This window comes from Roseobacter sp. GAI101 (assembly GCF_000156335.1).
Classification (GTDB): Bacteria; Pseudomonadota; Alphaproteobacteria; order Rhodobacterales; family Rhodobacteraceae; genus Sulfitobacter.
The window spans coordinates 50,757-69,358 of record NZ_DS999213.1; the positions used below are offsets into that span (position 1 = coordinate 50,757).

General features: G+C 60.1%; 12 protein-coding genes. 8 read left to right on the forward strand and 4 right to left on the reverse strand.

Annotated features, from left to right (window positions below; translation table 11 throughout):
- Positions 1-10 precede the first annotated feature (10 nt).
- Positions 11-1,159, reverse strand: a complete 1,149-nt coding sequence (locus tag RGAI101_RS00250; RefSeq protein WP_008225595.1) for a trans-sulfuration enzyme family protein — start codon at positions 1,157-1,159, stop codon at positions 11-13.
- A gap of 259 nt (positions 1,160-1,418) precedes the next feature.
- Between RGAI101_RS00250 and purB the strand changes: the two genes are divergently transcribed.
- From purB to RGAI101_RS00270, 5 genes are all read left to right on the forward strand, one after another.
- Positions 1,419-2,723, forward strand: a complete 1,305-nt coding sequence (gene purB / locus RGAI101_RS00255; RefSeq protein ID WP_008228970.1) for an adenylosuccinate lyase — start codon at positions 1,419-1,421, stop codon at positions 2,721-2,723.
- 102 nt (positions 2,724-2,825) lie between these two features.
- A complete protein-coding gene (locus RGAI101_RS22060; RefSeq protein WP_198133663.1) occupies positions 2,826-2,981 on the forward strand; it encodes a hypothetical protein in 156 nt (51 codons plus the stop codon).
- A gap of 99 nt (positions 2,982-3,080) precedes the next feature.
- Positions 3,081-3,608, forward strand: a complete 528-nt coding sequence (locus RGAI101_RS00260; RefSeq protein ID WP_037226945.1) for a tetratricopeptide repeat protein — start codon at positions 3,081-3,083, stop codon at positions 3,606-3,608.
- A gap of 80 nt (positions 3,609-3,688) precedes the next feature.
- Positions 3,689-4,759 carry a flagellar motor switch protein FliG gene (locus tag RGAI101_RS00265; protein WP_157044605.1) on the forward strand — a complete coding sequence of 357 codons (1,071 nt, stop codon included), beginning with the start codon at positions 3,689-3,691 and terminating at the stop codon, positions 4,757-4,759.
- Between the two features lie 82 nt (positions 4,760-4,841).
- Positions 4,842-5,744, forward strand: coding sequence for a lysophospholipid acyltransferase family protein (locus RGAI101_RS00270; RefSeq protein ID WP_008228025.1), 903 nt, complete (start codon positions 4,842-4,844; stop codon positions 5,742-5,744).
- 14 nt (positions 5,745-5,758) lie between these two features.
- On the opposite strand, the gene RGAI101_RS00275 is transcribed toward RGAI101_RS00270, so the two are convergent.
- A complete protein-coding gene (locus RGAI101_RS00275) occupies positions 5,759-6,457 on the reverse strand; it encodes a DUF1223 domain-containing protein (RefSeq protein ID WP_008227708.1) in 699 nt (232 codons plus the stop codon).
- A gap of 233 nt (positions 6,458-6,690) precedes the next feature.
- On the opposite strand from RGAI101_RS00275, the gene acnA reads away from it, so the two are divergent.
- The 3 genes from acnA to RGAI101_RS00290 all read left to right on the forward strand — a co-directional run bounded on the left by acnA (position 6,691) and on the right by RGAI101_RS00290 (position 15,733).
- Positions 6,691-9,465 carry an aconitate hydratase AcnA gene (acnA, locus tag RGAI101_RS00280; RefSeq protein WP_008225964.1) on the forward strand — a complete coding sequence of 925 codons (2,775 nt, stop codon included), beginning with the start codon at positions 6,691-6,693 and terminating at the stop codon, positions 9,463-9,465.
- A 296-nt stretch (positions 9,466-9,761) separates the two neighbouring features.
- A complete protein-coding gene (locus RGAI101_RS00285; protein WP_050763166.1) occupies positions 9,762-11,582 on the forward strand; it encodes an autotransporter assembly complex protein TamA in 1,821 nt (606 codons plus the stop codon).
- On the forward strand, positions 11,579-15,733 hold the full coding sequence (locus tag RGAI101_RS00290; RefSeq protein ID WP_008228450.1) for a translocation/assembly module TamB domain-containing protein: 4,155 nt from the start codon (positions 11,579-11,581) through the stop codon (positions 15,731-15,733). The genes RGAI101_RS00285 and RGAI101_RS00290 overlap by 4 nt, the downstream gene beginning before the upstream one ends.
- 2 nt (positions 15,734-15,735) lie before the next feature.
- On the opposite strand, the gene RGAI101_RS00295 is transcribed toward RGAI101_RS00290, so the two are convergent.
- The gene (locus tag RGAI101_RS00295) at positions 15,736-16,242 is read right to left on the reverse strand and encodes a flavin reductase family protein (protein WP_037226949.1); all 507 of its coding nucleotides are present in this window, start codon (positions 16,240-16,242) and stop codon (positions 15,736-15,738) included.
- A gap of 125 nt (positions 16,243-16,367) precedes the next feature.
- Entirely contained in the window at positions 16,368-18,323 is a 1,956-nt protein-coding gene (acs, locus tag RGAI101_RS00300; protein ID WP_037228808.1) for an acetate--CoA ligase, read from the reverse strand.
- Positions 18,324-18,602: the final 279 nt, after the last annotated feature.

Consider the following 18,602-nt stretch of genomic DNA (forward strand, 5'->3'; position numbering starts at 1 on the left):
ATCCCGATCTTCAGTTGCCCAACGCCTGCTGCAAATCTGCCGTCAGATCGTTGATGTCCTCGATCCCCACCGACAGGCGAAGCAAGCCTTCGGGAATGCCTGTATGGGGCTCGATCGTGTGGCGGTGTTCAACAAGGCTTTCGACGCCACCCAACGACGTGGCGCGGTGGAAAAGCTGCAAACGGCCCGCGACCTGCAGCGCTTTGTCCGCTCCGCCCTGCACCACAAAGGACAGCAGCGGGCCAAAGCCCCCCGCCATCTGACGGTCGGCAATCTTATGGCCCGGATGGTCCGGCAGGCCGGGGTAAAGCACGGTTTCGACCAATGGGTGAGCGTCCAGAAATTCGGCAATCGCTTGCGCATTGCGCGACATCTCTCGCATCCGCAGGGGCAGGGTGCGCATGCCTCGCACCAGCAGCCAAGCCTCGAACGGGCCGATGACCGCACCGGCATCATGGCGGTCGGCTTTTATATCGGTCCAGATTTGCGCATCGGTGTCGTTGGTGGCCAGAACGCCGGCCAGAACATCTGAATGCCCGTTGATCCCCTTGGTGGCCGAATGCATGACGATGTCAGCGCCATGCGCCAATGGCTTTTGCAGCACGGGCGTTGCGGCAGTGCTGTCGATCATCAGCAGCCCGCCGACCGCATGAACGGCTTGTGCTGCCGCTTCAATATCGGTCACCCGCAGCCACGGGTTCGACGGGGTCTCGACCAACACCAATGACGGCTTGAAATCGGCACAGGCCTGCGCAAAGGCTTGCGCATCCGACGCCTCTACCTCGCGCAGGTCGATCGCGCGGCGGGTGCAGAAATCGCGCAGCCATTTTGTCGTCCCCCAGTAAATCTGTGATTGCACCAGAACGCGCCCGCCATTGGGCACCGTGCGAAACGCTGCCGCCAACGCCGCCATGCCGGATGGAAACAGCAAGGCTTCTGCCGCCCCTTCAAGCTGGGCCAGCACTGTTTCGGCCACGCGCACGATATCGCTTTGATCGCGCAGATAGATGTTGTCGGGCCGCAGCGGCTGATACGCGGCGTCGCGCAGATAGGTCGTGGCCATCTGCAAAGACGGCACGACGCCACCGCTTTGCGCATCTACGGCACCTGCGGCCTGGGCGGCAATCGTGGCGGGGTTCAAGCGTGTGGTATCAGACATGGGGGCTGGCGTTCCTTCAAAGATGCTCGGATTTCAGGTGCCCGTACTTAATCCTGCCGCCCCGCAAACCACCAGTCGTGAAATGACGAAAACACACCATCCCCTTCATTTTGCCAAATAAACTCCCGCCGGAGGCATCCGCGATCCGCGCCGAACGTCAAGGCCCGCGCAAGGCGAACCCCGATCCCGCTTGTCCTTCAGCCCCTCTCGGTCTATCCCGCCTGCAACCGCAAAAGCCCTCACATAAAGGTATCACCACATGATTCCCCGCTATTCCCGCCCCGAGATGGTTGCAATCTGGTCCCCCGAAACCAAGTTCCGCATCTGGTTCGAGATCGAGGCACATGCCTGTGATGCCATGGCCGATCTGGGGGTGATCCCGCGCGCCAATGCCGATGCCGTCTGGAAGGCAAAGGACGTGGAATTCGACGTTGCCCGCATCGACGAGATCGAAGCCGTGACCAAACATGACGTGATCGCGTTCCTGACCCATCTGGCCGAACATGTCGGTTCCGACGAGGCGCGCTTCGTGCATCAGGGCATGACGTCTTCCGATGTGCTTGATACCTGCTTTAACGTGCAGCTGACCCGTGCCGCTGACATCCTGATCGCCGATATGGGCCTTCTGCTGGCTGCTCTCAAGCGTCGTGCGATCGAACACAAGGACACGGTGCGTGTCGGGCGCAGCCACGGCATCCACGCCGAACCCACAACCATGGGCCTGACATTCGCGCGTTTCTACGCCGAAATGGACCGCAACCTGCGCCGCCTCGAAACGGCCCGCGAAGAAATCGCCACCGGTGCCATTTCAGGGGCGGTAGGAACCTTTGCCAATATCGACCCCCGCGTGGAAGAGCATGTTTGCGAGAAACTGGGCCTCATGCCCGAGCCGATCAGCACCCAGGTGATTCCCCGCGACCGCCACGCTGCGTTCTTCGCGGCCCTTGGCGTTATCGCCAGCTCGATCGAAAATGTCGCCACCGAAGTGCGCCACATGCAGCGCACCGAAGTGCTGGAAGGGGCTGAATTCTTCTCGGCAGGTCAAAAGGGCTCCTCTGCGATGCCTCACAAGAAGAACCCGGTTCTGACCGAGAACCTGACCGGTCTGGCGCGTACGATCCGCATGGCCGTCATCCCGGCGATGGAAAACGTGGCGCTCTGGCACGAACGCGACATTTCCCATTCCAGTGTTGAACGCGCAATTGGCCCCGACACCACCATTACCCTCGATTTCGCCTTGCACCGCCTTACCAACGTGATCGACAACATGCTGATCTATCCGGACAACATGTTGGCCAACATGAACAAGTTCAGCGGGCTGGTCATGTCCCAGCGTGTCCTTTTGGCACTGACCCAGGCCGGCGTCAGCCGCGAAGACAGCTACAAACTGGTGCAGCGCAATGCGATGAAGGTCTGGGAAGACGGCAAGGATTTCAAAACCGAACTGTTGGGCGATGCCGAGGTGCTGGCTGCCCTCAGCCCCGAAGAGATCGAGGAAAAATTCGATCTCGGGTATCACACCAAACATGTCGACACGATCTTTGCCCGCGTTTTCAAAGACTGATTTTTGGGCAGATTAATCGGCGCGATACCTTGTCGTGCAAAACTTCTTTGAGAATGTCCGGGGTGTGTGTAGCCTGTCAGGGCATCTCAAAGGAGTAGTATGATGAAACTTGGAATTGCACTATCTACGTTGGCCCTCGTGGCATTGCCGTCGCTTGGTATGGCGACATGTTCTTCTCAAAAACACGCAATGTCTTGCGCTGATGGCATGGTTTATGACGCCGAAAGCGCAAGCTGCGTGACATCGGCCACGTCGTAACGATTACGTCAACTTGAAGCGGATTGCGCCCGTGCCCCTTTACCAGGGGTGCGGGCGCTCTATCGTGTTTCACTAGGAAACATATCGGGAGATTCCTCCATGCGCGTTCTAGTTACTTGTGCTCTTGCCCTGACCTTGCCGACGGGCGTGTTCGCCGCTGGTGGGGGGGATGAAACCGCACCGCCCAAACCTGCCGTTTCTTGCGAAAGCGGGATGGTTTACGACAAGAAAACCAAGAAATGCGTGACGGCCAAAGACAGCCGCCTTAGCCCGGACGATTTGTATGAAACCGTCCGGCGACTTGCCTATGCGGGCAAATACCAGGACGCGCAGCTGGTGCTGGCTGCGATGCCAGCGCAGGATGACCGCGCATTGACCTATATGGGGTTCACCCACCGCAAGATGGGTAATGATGCCGAAAGCATGGCGTTTTACACGCGCGCGCTGAAGGTGAATCCGGCAAATATCCTGGCGCGGTCCTACATGGCGCAGGGCATGGTTGAACAAGGTAATATCGCCGATGCGATGGCCGAATTGCGCGCAATCCGGTCTTATGGCGGCGAAGGAACATGGGCCGAGGCGTCTTTGCGCACGGCCATCGCGACGGGCCAAACTTTTAACTATTAATATATCGGCTGTTTGGGTTTCTTTCATCTTTGACTGCCAGAAGTAGCCTTGATACCGGGGCAGCTAAAGTTAGTTAAAAAATGAATGATCTCTTACCTTTAGGTGGTTTCAAGGGGATGGCTGTCGGGGCACCGTCCAGCAACGCGGCCGCCCCTTTGACCAAGCGCGCAAAAGCCGCGATCGTGGTGCGTCTTTTGTTGAACGAAGGCGCGGATATTCCGATTGAAGACTTGCCAGATGACCTGCAGGCGCGCCTGACGCAGCAGATGGGATCCATGCGGACGGTCGACCGGCATACGCTTGATGCGGTGGTCGAAGAATTCGAAAATGAACTCAACAGCATTGGCCTGTCGTTTCCCGGCGGTATCATCGGCGCGCTGACGGCGCTGGACGGCAAAATCAGCAGACAGACGGCAGAACGGTTGCGCAAGGAGGCGGGCGTGCGCCAGTTGGGCGACCCTTGGGCCCGCCTGCGCGATCTGGACGCGCCGACGATGCTGGAAATGGTCGAAAAGGAAAGCACCGAAGTCATTGCCGTCGTGCTGTCAAAGCTCAAGGTGTCCGTGGCGGCAAAACTGCTTGGGCTGTTGCCTGGTCCGCGCGCGCGGGAAATTACCTATGCCGTGTCCCTGACCAACAGCGTCTCGCCCGAGGCTGTCTATAATATAGGGCTTTCTCTGGCCAGCCAGCTCGACAGCATTCCGGTCAAGGCGTTTGACGATGAACCTGTCGAACGGGTCGGGGCGATCCTAAACTCTTCGACGTCGTTCACCCGTGATGATATGCTGACCGGACTGGATGAGACGGACGAAGGGTTCGCCAATGCGGTGCGCAAGGCGATCTTTACCTTCGCGGACATCCCCGCGCGCGTTCAACCGCGTGATATTCCCCGCATTTTGCGCGGCGCGGACCGGGCGCAATTGGTCTATGCGATGGCGGGCTCCGAGACGGCCGGATTGAAGGTCGTCATGGATTTCATCCTGGACAACATGTCCTCGCGCATGGCGGACCAGTTGCGTGAAGAAATCGCAGAACTTGAAACCGTCAAGGCATCCGAGGCGGAGCAGGCGATGTCGGCCATCATCGACGTCATTCGCCGACTTGAGACGGATGGCGAACTGCAATTGGTCCAGGATGATGAGGAGGAGTGATCCGGCTTGTCGCCTATGGCCCGGCACGTTAAGAAATAGGCGAAATATGTGACAGTCGCATGTTCTTGCCGTGCAGAGGCCTATGCCCGACCCAAAACTTCCCCCTCAAGATCCGCTGGCGCGGCGCGTTGGTCATTATCTGACCAACGCAGTCATCGTGGGATTGATCCGCTTTGCGCTATTGATTCCCTATCGGGCCCGTCTGGCCTTTGTGGGGCGGTTTGTTCAGCATGTTCTAGGGCCGGTCGCAGGATACAGCCGCAGGGCGCAGGACAATATCAAGATGATCTGGCCGGATCTTCCTGCCTCCCGTCGCAACCAGATCGTATCAAAATGTCTGAATAACGTCGGACGCAGCTTTATCGAAAACTATTCGGCGCAGGAATTTCCGGCGCGGATGGCACAAAATACGCCGACCGGCGCGGGTGTTGCGGCCCTTGAAGCTGCGGTGGCAAAGGGACAGCCGGTTATTTTGGTCACCGGCCATTACGGGAATTACGAGGCGACGCGGGCCTGTCTGGTTGCGCGCGGCCTTGATATCGGCGGGCTGTATCGGGATATGAAAAACCCCTATTTCAACGCCCATTACGTCAAGACGATGGAGGCCTTCGGCGGCCCGGTCTTTCCGCAAGGCCGCCGGGGGACGGCCGGTTTCGTGCGGCACCTCAAGCAAGGTGGGCAGCTTGTCTTGCTTTTTGACCAGCACGTCTTTGGCGCGCCCCCGCTTGATTTCCTGGGACAGCCCGCGAATACGGCCTTGTCTGCCGCTGAACTGGCGCTGCGATACGATGCGTTGCTGATCCCCTTTTACGGCATCCGCCAGCCGGACGGCGTGTCGTTCGAAACTGTGCTTGAGGCACCAATTCCCCATTCGGACCCTATGACCATGACCCAATGCCTGAACGACAGCCTTGCGGCGCGGATCAGGTCAGACCCCGAACAGTGGTTCTGGGTCCACAGACGTTGGCGTATTCACGACAATTAACGTTACGTGCAGCGCTATTTGATCCGGGCGGCAGCCACGATCGGCCCTGCGCCGCTTTGTTGGACGATGATTACCACCGGCAAGTCGCCGGGCAAGGGGGTCGCCATGTCAAGCGGTGCCTGTGCATCCCATTCGCCCAAAACCGTCCAGTTCTGCGCGATATTATGATACTCAAACGTATGGCCTGCGTTTTCGCCGCGCTTGATCTCTATCGTCGCTTCGGGGGTATAGCGTACCATGTGCACCGTATAGGGCCCTTGCGCCCCTTCCAGAACGCTGGCGTCGATTTGCAGCGTGTTACCGCTGCGCGCCAAGCTCAGTTGCACCGTCTCGCGGTCGTTCTTGTGTTCCGCAATGGCCTTTGACAATGCCATCGGCTTCGCTCCGACAACGTCGGTATGGCCGTTCACGATCATCTCGGGGGTGTAGACCGATTTTCGCCCGGATGCGACCGCATAGGCCCGCTGCCGCGCGGCATGGTTTGGGTCGCCAAAGCGGTCCTTCCAGCCGATATAATCCCAATAATCAACATGTAACGCCAAGGCGATAACATCATCGCGCTGCGCCAGTTCAGCCAGAATCTTGTCCGCGGGCGGGCAGGAAGAACATCCCTGCGAGGTAAAAAGCTCGACGACCACGGGGCGATCTTGTGCAGAAAGCGGTGTGGCGCATAGCAGGCCCAAGGCAAACAGGGAGGGGAAAATGCGGATCATTGACGGCGATACTTTCAACTGGTTCCGTTTTACTAGACCGATGCCCGGGCAATTACCATTCAAGCTTTGTTGAAGCGTTGTAACCGCAGCGACGGCTTAAATTTCATCAAATTCGGTACACAACGGTATACATTTATCGTTTCAAGCACCGATTGCAGTTGAAAAGCAAGCCGCAATACTGCATCTAGAGCCCAAGTCACTGTACTGATATCAACCCATATAGGGAGCATTCCATGACCATTATCGTTGGCCAGGATACCGCCAAGACCCGCAAGACACTGACGTCCGGGGATCAATCCATCGCTTATTATTCCATTCCTGCCGCGCAGGAAGCCGGGCTTGGGGATTTCTCAAAGCTGCCCGCCGCGCTGAAAGTGGTGCTGGAAAACATGTTGCGGTTCGAAGATGGCAAGACCGTCACGGTTGATGATATCAAGGCGTTTGCCGAATGGGCGACCAAGGGTGGTCAGAACCCGCGCGAGATTGCTTATCGTCCGGCACGCGTTCTGATGCAGGATTTCACTGGCGTTCCGGCTGTTGTTGATCTGGCCGCGATGCGCGACGGTCTGGTTGCTTTGGGCGGTGACGCCGACAAGATTAACCCGCTGAACCCCGTTGATCTGGTCATCGACCACTCGGTCATGATTGATGAATTCGGCAACCCGCGTGCGTTCCAGATGAACGTCGACCGCGAATACGAGCGGAACATCGAACGCTACACCTTCCTCAAGTGGGGCCAGAAGGCGTTTAACAACTTCCGCGTTGTGCCCCCCGGCACCGGCATCTGCCACCAGGTGAACCTTGAATATCTGGCTCAGACCGTTTGGACCGACAAGGACCAGAACGGTGTTGAAGTCGCGTACCCCGACACGCTGGTCGGCACGGACAGCCACACCACCATGGTAAACGGCATGGCCGTACTGGGCTGGGGCGTTGGCGGGATCGAAGCCGAAGCCGCGATGTTGGGCCAGCCGATTTCGATGCTGATCCCCGAAGTTGTCGGGTTCGAGCTGACGGGCCGCATGATGGAAGGCACCACCGGTACGGACCTCGTGCTGAAAGTCGTCGAAATGCTGCGCGCCAAGGGCGTGGTCAGCAAATTCGTTGAATTCTATGGCGAAGGGTTGGATCACCTGCCGCTGGCGGACCGTGCGACCATCGCCAACATGGCACCGGAATATGGCGCGACCTGTGGTTTCTTCCCGATTGACGGCGAAACCCTGCGCTACCTGCGCACAACAGGCCGTGACGAAGACCGCATCGCGCTGGTCGAAGCCTATGCCAAGGAAAACGGCATGTGGCGCGGCGACGATTACGCGCCTGTCTACACCGACACGCTGAGCCTGGACATGGGGACGATCGTGCCTGCGATCTCGGGCCCGAAGCGCCCGCAGGACTACATCGCCCTGACCTCTGCGCACACGGCATTCGCCGACTACATCAAAGGTGTGCGCAACGGGGAAAACGGTACGGCCGACGCCGAAGTACGTTGGGAAGGTGAGGGCGGCCAGCCCGAGCCACGCGATATCCCCGGTGATGTCGGTAACCACAAGCGCGGCTACGTGCAGACGGATGACGGCCACTACCAGCTGCATGACGGATCCATCGTGATCGCGTCGATCACGTCCTGTACCAACACATCGAACCCTTACGTGATGATCGGTGCCGGCCTCGTCGCGCGCAAGGCGCGCGCCCTGGGCCTGACACGCAAGCCTTGGGTCAAGACATCGCTGGCCCCCGGCAGCCAGGTAGTTTCGGCCTATCTCGAGGCGGCGAACCTGCAGGAAGATCTGGACGCCATCGGCTTCAACCTCGTCGGCTACGGCTGCACGACATGTATCGGCAATTCCGGCCCGCTTGAGCCCGAGATCAGCAAGGCGATCAACGATTACGATCTGATCGGGACGTCGGTCCTGTCGGGCAACCGCAACTTTGAAGGCCGGATCAGCCCTGATGTGCGCGCCAACTATCTGGCGTCTCCGCCGCTGGTCGTGGCCTATGCGCTGGTCGGTGACATGAACGTCGATCTGGCCAACAGCCCGCTGGGTCAGGACAAGGATGGCAATGACGTCTACCTGAAGGACATCTGGCCAACCACTCAGGAAGTCGCCGAACTGGTCGAACAGACCGTGACGCGCGAAGCCTTCCAGGAGAAATATGCCGACGTCTTCAAGGGCGATGAAAAGTGGCAGGCGGTCGAGACAACGGATGCCAAGACCTACAACTGGCCACCCGCGTCGACCTACGTACAAAACCCGCCCTATTTCCAAGGCATGTCGCCAGAGCCGGGCGTGATCACCAACATCGAAGGTGCAAAAGTGCTGGCGGTCTTGGGTGATATGATCACCACCGACCACATCAGCCCAGCAGGATCGTTCAAGGAAAGCACGCCTGCCGGCAAGTACCTGTCCGAGCATCAGGTCCCCGTGCGCGAGTTCAACTCGTACGGCAGCCGTCGTGGTAACCACGAGGTGATGATGCGCGGCACCTTCGCCAACATCCGCATCAAGAATGAGATGCTCGATGGGGTCGAAGGCGGCTATACCAAGGGACCGGATGGCAATCAGACATCAATCTTTGATGCCGCGATGGCCTATCAGGACGCAGGCACGCCGCTGGTGATCTTCGGTGGTGAACAGTATGGCGCGGGGTCTTCGCGTGACTGGGCGGCCAAGGGGACGGCATTGCTGGGCGTCAAGGCCGTGATCGCCGAGAATTTCGAACGTATCCATCGGTCCAACCTTGTTGGCATGGGGGTCATCCCGTTCGAATTCACCAAGGGCGACACGCGCAAGAGCCTGGGTCTGACCGGCGAAGAAACCGTGTCGATTTCCGGCCTGGATACGATCAAGCCACTGCAAGAAGTACCGTGCACGATCACGATGGCCGACGGAACGGTCAAAGAGATCATGATCAAGTGCCGCATCGATACCGCGATCGAGATCGAATATATCGAACACGGTGGTGTGCTGCATTACGTGCTGCGCGATCTCGCAAAATCCGCCTGATAAAGGCCATGGCCCCAACTGACGGGGCGATTTAAGACACTGAAACGCCCACCAAGCCGCAGCTTGGTGGGCGTTTCGCGTTTCGACCCGAAAAGGGGCGCTGGTCTGCCATACCCGCAAGATTTAGCGCAAATCGCCATATTCTGTGTTCACAAATGCGAATTTTCCCCAGACACTGTTTGCCGTGACGGGGGTATTTCCGCTATGTGTTGCGGTGTTAAGGTTTGAGATGCTGACGATGCTCCGGAACGGGCTATGCTACGTCACAGACGTTCGGTTCGGTAAAGGAGTGCCCCATGGTGCGAGTAGGTAAGAACGGTTTCAGGGGTGCTTTGCAGGTGACTGCCGCTGCGATGGCCTTTGCCTGGACCGGTGGCGCGGGCATCGCCGCAACGCTGGACATCACCGGCATCGCCGAGGGCACCGACCTTTACGAGGCGATTGCGGGCGGGTCATTGCTGCGCGAACAAACTGCCGAAGATGCCACGCCCAGCACGCAGGAACTACTTGCCGCCGCCCAGGCCGATTACGCGCGGCTGTTGGCGGTCTTGTACGATCAGGGCTATTTTGCAGGGGTGATCAAGATCACTGTGGACGGTGTGGATGCCGCAGCTATCGCGCCCGTGGCCCCGCCAAAGCAGATCAACAAGGCCGTGATCGCGATTGAGCCGGGCAAGAAGTTCAGTTTTTCCAAGGCTGAAATCAAGCCGATTGCCGAAGGGACCGAACTGCCCGATGGCTTTGCCACGGGTCAGACCGCCAGCCTTGGCGTGCTGAAAGAAACCGTTTCTGCAGGCATCGAAGGCTGGCGCGATCAGGGGCACGCCAAGGCGGCGCTGTCCAGCCAGCAACTGACCGCAAGGGTTCCCGACAGCACGATCAGCGCCACGCTCAAGCTGGCTCCGGGGCCGCGCCTGCGCTTTGGTGCGCTGACGATCAAAGGTGAAAGTGCCGTTCGGACCAACCGCATCCAAAAGATCGCCGGCCTGCCGACGGGGCAGGTGTATAGTCAAGAGCAGCTTGACCTTGCCGCCACGCGGCTGCGGCGCACCGGTGCCTTCAGTGCGGTCGCCATGATCGAGGCTGACGAAATCATCGCCCCCGATGTTCTGCCCATCACGGCCCAGATCACCGATGCGCCGCCACGTCGTTTCGGCTTTGGCGCTGAACTGTCTTCGCTCGAAGGGGTGACGCTCAGCAGTTTCTGGCTGCACCGCAATCTGTTGGGCGGGGCAGAAAGCCTGCGGGTCGAGGGCGAGATCAAAGGGATCGGCGGCGAGTCTGGCGGCACCGATTACCGTCTTTCCACGCGGTTCAAGCGTCCGGCGACCTTTAACGCCGACACGAACTTCTATGCTCTGGCCGAGATTGAGCAGCTTGACGAGGTGAATTTCTTTTCCCGCCAGCTTGATCTTGAGGCCGGGATCGAACGGATCGCAAGCGAGGAACGCACCTATAGCGCGGGCATTGGTCTGCGCACTGCCGAAACGCGCGATGCCTTCGGCACCAATACCTACACGCTTCTGACCCTGCCGCTGAGCGCCGAGCATGATTATCGCGACAACCGGCTGGACGCCAAGGACGGCTTTTTTGCCCGGGCCACCGTGACGCCGTTTCTGGCCCTTGCCGGGTCCGCCAGCGGTGCGCGCAGCTATCTTGATCTGCGCGCCTACAAGACCTTCGGCACCGAGCGCCCGGTGACCTTTGCGCTGCGCGGGCAGTTGGGGTCGGTCTATGGCCCCGAACTTGCGCAGGCCCCAGCGGATTATCTGTTCTACTCGGGCGGCGGCGGCACGGTGCGGGGGCAACCCTACCAGACGCTCGGGGTTGATCTGGGCGGCGGCAATACGGTCGGGGGGCGCAGTTTCGTCGGTCTGTCCGCCGAAGCGCGGGTCGCCGTGCGTGAAAACATCGGTGTCGTGGCCTTTGCCGATGCGGGCTATATCGGCGCGGAAGAATTTTACGATGGGTCTGGCCAGTGGCATTCCGGCGCGGGTCTCGGGCTGCGCTATGCGACGGGCATCGGCCCCATCCGCTTTGACGTCGCAGTGCCGACGTCAGGGCCCGAGACGGCGGATAATTTTCAGGTTTATATAGGTATTGGACAATCGTTTTGATCCATTTCATACGCAGTTTTCTGATTTCGGTAATGATTTTGGTGGCCAGTGTGGCCACCGCCCAGGAAGACGACAAAGGGTTTCTGACGCGAACCATCCAAGACGCCCTGAGCGGGGCGGGCCGGACGGTAAGCATAGACGGCTTTGCTGGGGCGCTCAGTTCGCGCGCCTCGTTTGAGCGCATGACGATTTCCGATGATCAGGGCGTTTGGTTGACGCTGGAACAGGTCGAACTGGATTGGAACCGATCGGCCCTGCTACGTGGCCGGCTTGAGGTGCAGGGCCTGACCGCGCAACGCCTTTCGGTGCCCCGTCTGCCCGTCGCTGCAGAGGATACGTTGCCAGACCCCGAGGCGACGCCATTCGTGTTTCCGACAATTCCCGACCTGCCGGTATCCATAGACGTCGCCAATTTTGCGGTCGATGAAATCATCCTTGGCGCGCCTATTCTGGGCGAAGCGGCTGAACTGACGCTGAAGGCGAATGCGCTGCTGAACGACGAGGTCCTCAAGCTTGAGATCGACGCCAGCCGTACCGATGGCAAAGGCGGTCAATTCGGAATTTCCGCCAATCTGGATCGCGGTGAAAACCTGCTGGATCTGCTGGTGAACCTGTCCGAGGATGAAAAAGGCATCGTGGCGCGTACGCTCAACATCCCGAATGAACCGTCGGTCGATCTGACGGTCGCAGGGCAGGGGCCGTTGTCGGACTTCAAGACGGACATCACCCTGTCGACCGATGGCTCCCCCCGGCTTTCCGGTCAGGTGGGCGTGGCGGAATTGGGCGACCCTGCTGATCCGGACCGCCGGATCAATGCAGACCTCAGCGGGGATGTGACCGCGCTGATCCTGTCGCAATACCGCGAATTCTTTGGCACCGACGTGGCGTTGACGTTGGATGCCTTGGTGCAGGCGGATGGTGGCGTCGATGTCAGCGATTTTGCGTTAAAGGCGCAATCGGCTGATTTGCAGGGCAAGGTCACGCTGAACAGTGACAAATGGCCCAGCCTGATCGACATCACCGGAACCGTGGCGGCAGCAGATGGGTCGCGCGTGTTGTTGCCCGTTGCCGGAGCCGACACCTATGTGCAGCGCGTGGCGTTGGATGTGAAATATGACGCAGGGTCCGGCGAAGCGCTGGATGCGACATTCGATGTGACAGGGCTGGCGACAGATGCGCTTGCGATCGATACAGCGCAGTTGCAGCTGGATGGCACATTGCAGGGCCGTGCCGGTACGGTCGGCGAATTCAACGGTGATCTGGTCTTTGCCACAAAGGGCCTGACCCTGACCGATGCCGCCGTGTCCGAGGCCTTGGGTGACACCCTCAACGGGCGTGCAAATATCGCCTATGTCGAAGGCACGCCGACGCAGATCACCGGGCTGGAACTTTCCGGTGCTGATTACGGGCTGGCAGGCGATGTGACGATCAGCGGTCCCGCCGAAAATTTCCTGACCCAGTTGCAGGCCCGGCTTGAGGCCGCGGATATCAGCCGGTTTTCGGCACTTGCAGGGCGCGACCTGGATGGGGCAGCAAATGTCGATCTGTCAGGCCAGATCGTGCCTTTGGACGGTACGTTCGATCTGCGGATTGCGGGGCTGACCCGTGATTTGAAAGTCGGTATCGAACAGGCCGACACCCTGTTGGCTGGCGAAACCACCCTCAGCCTCGGGGCTGTACGCGACGAGACGGGCACCTTCATCCGCGATCTGTCGCTTGAGAATGCAGCCCTGTCTGCGACGGGCGGGGTTGAACTGCGCAGCAATAACTCGCAGGCGCGGATCGACGCGAAACTGAATGATATCGGGCAGGTCATGCCGCAGTACTCCGGCCCCGTGACGATCAGTGCCACTGCCGATCAGGACAGTCGCGGCTGGACCATCGACGCGGCGACAGACGGACCGTACAATGCCGCGATCACCGCCAAGGGACTGGCCACAGGTCCAAATGCCGCGCTGACATTTACCGCCGAGGTGCCCGAGATCAAGGATTTCGTACCGGATGCGCCGGTCGGCGGGCAGGTGGCGCTAGACGGCATGCTGCGCCAGACGCCTGACGGCTGGCAGATCGACAGCAAGGCCAGCGCACCGCAGGATGTTGCGGCAACCGTCAAAGGCCTGCTGACCCCGCTTGATATTGATTTCACGGCCTCCATCCCCCGTGTTCAGGCCTATGCACCGCAAATGACAGGGGCCCTGACCGCGTCAGGGAACCTTAAACAGACCGAAGCCGGTTTCGTGATCGACGCTGTGGCCGATGGCCCCTATGCCGCGCAGGTCGCGGTGCAGGGGGCGCTGACGCCGATGATAGACATCAGCTTTGACGCGGCAGTTCCCAACGTGAACGCCGTGGTGCCGCAGGTGAACGGACCGTTGAACGCCACCGGCAGGCTGCGCCAGACTGAAAAGGGGTTCTTTGTCGATACCTCGGCGACCGGTCCTTATGGCGCGCGCGCGATGGTCGAAGGGTTGGCGACGGGGCCGGATATGTCGCTGACATTCGATGTGTCGGTGCCCAACGTTCAACCGCTGGTGCCGGGCGTGTCCGGCCCATTCGCCGCCAAGGGGTCGGTGCGACAGACCCCGACGGGGATCGCGATTGATACCAATGCCACCGGCCCCTATGCCGCGCGCGCGGCGGTGCAGGGCGTGGTCACAGGCAGCAATCCGACGCTGAATTACGATGTGACGATCCCCAACCTGGCCGCCCTGGTCCCCAAGCTTGTGGGACCGTTGAACGTGACGGGGTCGGCACAGCAGGAAAGCGCCGGATGGCGGCTGAATACCAATCTGGCAGGACCTGCGGGGACGCAGGCCACTGTGGCGGGACTGGTCGGGACCGACGGCAGCCTGAACCTTGATATTAACGGCAACGCGCCGCTGGGGCTGTCGGCACCGTTCATCGCGCCGCGCAGCCTGCAAGGGCAGGCGGCGTTTGATCTGACCGTGAACGGGCCTCCACAGCTGGGGTCTGTCAGCGGGACGATCCGGACGTCGAATGCGTCTTTGTCGGCACCGAACCTGCGGGTGGCGCTGCAAAATATCGCGGCCGACATCCGTCTGGGCGACAACCGCGCGCAGATTGATCTATCGGCGGACAGCGCCGATGGCGGTCAGATAAAGGTGGGCGGCGCGGTCATTTTGACCGGTGCTTTGCCGGCGGACCTGCAGATCGGGCTGAACAATCTGGTGCTGATCGATCCGTCGCTTTACCGGACAATCCTCAATGGCAATCTGCGGGTTGCGGGGCCCTTGACGGGCGGTGCCCGCATCGAAGGCCAGATTGATGTCGGCGAAACGTCGGTCACGGTGCCGTCGACCGGCATGACCAGCATCGGGGACATCCCGCAGATCGATTTTGTCGGGGCACCTGCCGATGTGCTGGCCACTCGGCGCAAGGCGGGCCTTGAAGGGAACGACGCGGGCACCGACCCTGCGCAGGGCAGCAGCGGGCCGGGCTTTGGGCTGAACATCGGCATCAACATGCCCAACCGCATCTTTGTGCGCGGGCGAGGGCTGGATGCTGAACTTGGCGGGCGGCTGACCCTGACGGGAACGACCAATCGCGTGATATCGGCCGGGCGTGTCGATCTGATCCGGGGGCGTTTGGACATCTTGGGCAAACGTTTTGACCTGAGCGAAGGGGCGGTGCAGTTCCAAGGCGACCTGATCCCGTATCTGCGCTTTGTCACCGCGGCCTCGACCGCAACGGGCGAGGTGCGCATCATCATCGAAGGTCCCGCGACAGAACCGAGGGTCTCATTCGAATCCACCCCGTCGGCCCCTCAGGACGAGGTGCTGGCGCAGCTTTTGTTCGGGCGCAATATATCGGAAATCTCGGCGTTTCAGGCGCTGCAACTGGCCAGTGCCGTGGCCACGCTGGCAGGGCGCGGCGGCGTCGGTGTGATCTCGAACTTGCGGTCGGGGTTCGGGCTGGACGATCTGGACGTGACCACCACAGACAGCGGGGCCACGGCGGTGCGTGCGGGGAAATACATCTCGGACAATGTCTATACGGATGTGACGGCGGCGTCAGACGGGACGGCTGATATCTCGATCAACCTGGACATCACCAAGAACCTCAAGGCCAAGGGCCGCGTCGGGTCGGATGGCAACACCGGGATCGGTATCTTCTTTGAAAAGGATTACTGACTTCAGTCCTTGGCAGCGATGAAGCTGCCATAACGGCTTTGTTCGAACATCAGGGCCGGTGCATCCGCATCGGGATGGAACGCGGCATCGGTGACCCGGCCCACGATGATCGAATGGTCGCCCGCAGCGTGAACATCATAAGTGTCGCAGTGGAATGTCGCGAGGCAGCCCGCAAGGGTCGGTGCACCATTCGGGCCAGCAGCCCAGTCAAACGCGCCAAAGGCAAAGCCGTCTGCCGCAAAGCTGTCTGCTACATCCTGCTGGTCCGCACCCAGAACATGGATCGCGAAATGCGTGGCAGTCGCAAAGGCATCATGGCGTTTCGATTTCTTCCCGGCAGACCACAGCACCAGCGCCGGGTCCAGCGACACGGATGAAAATGAATTCGCCGTCATGCCCAACGGCCCGTTGGCGGTCTGCACCGTGATCAACGTCACGCCCGTCCCAAAGCGGCCGAACGCGCGGCGCAGGTGGTCGTCTGCATCGGCACCAAGTTTGAAATGTTGCATGTTATTTTTCATGGCGCAGCGGTGCCATGAGGGCGGCGGATTGTCCAGTCGGCAAAGCCGCGGGGCTGCCAAAAGCAAAGGGGCACCCGTCCGGATGCCCCTGTTCTCTCGGTTTTGTGAAAATTCTAGCGGTTCATGCGGTTTTCGATCAGGTCATCCACCACTTCGGGTTCTGCAAGGGTCGACGTATCGCCAAGCGCGCCAAAGTCGTTTTCGGCGATCTTGCGCAGGATGCGGCGCATGATCTTGCCGGACCGGGTCTTGGGCAGGCCGGGGGCCCACTGGATCAGGTCGGGCGATGCTATCGGGCCGATCTCGTTCCGGACCCAATTGCGCAGCTCTGTGCGCAGGTCATCGGTCGGTTCCTCGCCCGCCATCAACGAGACGTAGCAATAGATGCCTTGGCCCTTGATGGTGTGCGGGTATCCGACCACGGCGGCCTCGGCCACCTTGGGATGTGCGACCAGCGCGCTTTCCACTTCGGCGGTCCCCATGCGGTGGCCCGACACATTGATCACGTCATCGACGCGGCCCGTGATCCAGTAGTCGCCATCTTCGTCGCGGCGGCAGCCGTCACCGGTAAAGTAATAGCCCGCATAATCGCTGAAATACGTCTTTTCGAACCGCTCGTGATCGCCCCAGACGGTGCGCATCTGGCCGGGCCAGCTGTCGGCGATGCACAAGACACCTTCGACGCCATTGCCCGCGATCTCTTCGCCCGACGTGGGTTCCAGCACGACGGGCTTGATGCCAAAGAACGGTTTCATCGCGGCACCGGGCTTGGTGGCATGGGCACCGGGCAGGGGGGTCATCAAATGGCCGCCGGTTTCGGTCTGCCACCACGTGTCGACGATGGGGCAATTGCCCTTGCCAACCACGTCATTGTACCAGTTCCACGCTTCGGGGTTGATCGGTTCGCCCACGGTGCCCAGCAGTTTCAGGCTGCTCAGGTCACAGCCGTCAACGAATTCCCGCCCCTTGCCCATCAGCGCACGAATGGCGGTGGGGGCGGTATAGAACTGGTTCACCTTGTGCTTTTCGCAAATCTGCCAGAACCGGCTGGCGTCGGGATAGGTCGGCACGCCCTCGAACATCAATGTGGTCGCACCATTGGCCAGCGGGCCATAGACGATATAGCTGTGGCCCGTGACCCAGCCGACATCCGCCGTGCACCAGTAGATGTCGCCATCATGGTAATCGAATGTGATCTCGTGGGTCATCGCGGCATAGACCAGATACCCGCCGGTGGAATGCACAACGCCCTTGGGCTGCCCGGTGGATCCTGAAGTGTACAGGATGAACAGCGGGTCCTCTGCGTTCATGGCCTCGGGCGCGCAGGTGTCTGCGGCGTCCTTTGCCAGCGCGTTGTAGTCGAAATCGCGCCCTTCTGTCCATGTGGTCTGGCCGCCCGTGCGCTTGACCACAAGGCATTTGACGCTGTCCTTGCAGTGCAGCAGCGCCTGATCGGCATTGGTCTTCAACGGGGTCGCCTTGCCCCCGCGCGGCGCGTAATCGGCGGTGATCACAACCTTGGCTTCCGATCCATTGACCCGCGATGCCAGCGCATCGGGCGAAAACCCTGCAAAAACGATCGAATGGATCGCGCCGATCCGCGCGCAGGCCAGCATGGCATAGGCGGCTTCGGGGATCATGGGCAGATAGATCACGACCCTGTCGCCCTTGCCGACACCAAGGTCGCGCAGGATATTGGCCATCTTGCAGGTCTGGGCGTGCAATTCCTTGTAGGTGATGTGCTGCGCGCCTTCTTCGGGGCTGTCGGGTTCCCAGATGATCGCAGTCTGATCGCCGCGTGTCTCAAGGTGGCGGTCGATGCAATTGGCGCTGACGTTCAATTCACCATCGGCGAACCAGTTGATCTTGACCTGACCAAGGGTGAAATCGACGTCTTTCACGGTCGTGAATGGTGTCATCCAGTCAATGCGCTGCGCCTGATCGCGCCAGAACCCGTCCGCATCCTCGATCGAGGCTTTGTACATCGCGTCATATTTCGCAGCATCGACATGGGCCTTGGCGGCCATCTCGGTGGATGGTGGATAGGTGGTTGAAGCAGCGTTTGACATCGGTTCCTCCCTCAGAACTTTGATCGTTTTCGGCCGGATCTGCCGCCAGGCCATCCGGTCCTCCCTCGCCGGATCATAACGGCAACGGAAAAGAAGGGAATAAGCATCTGTAATCTCAGCCTTTGTCTGTAAAGAGTTTTCCCGAAATTTCCCGATTTTGTAAATTTATCGTCAAAACCACTGAATTTCCGCGCGATGGGCAGCAATTCGGTGTCAACACATGCGCACGTTGCGCCGTCCTGCGTTCCAAATGGTCTAAAATCCTCGCCGAAGGCTCTG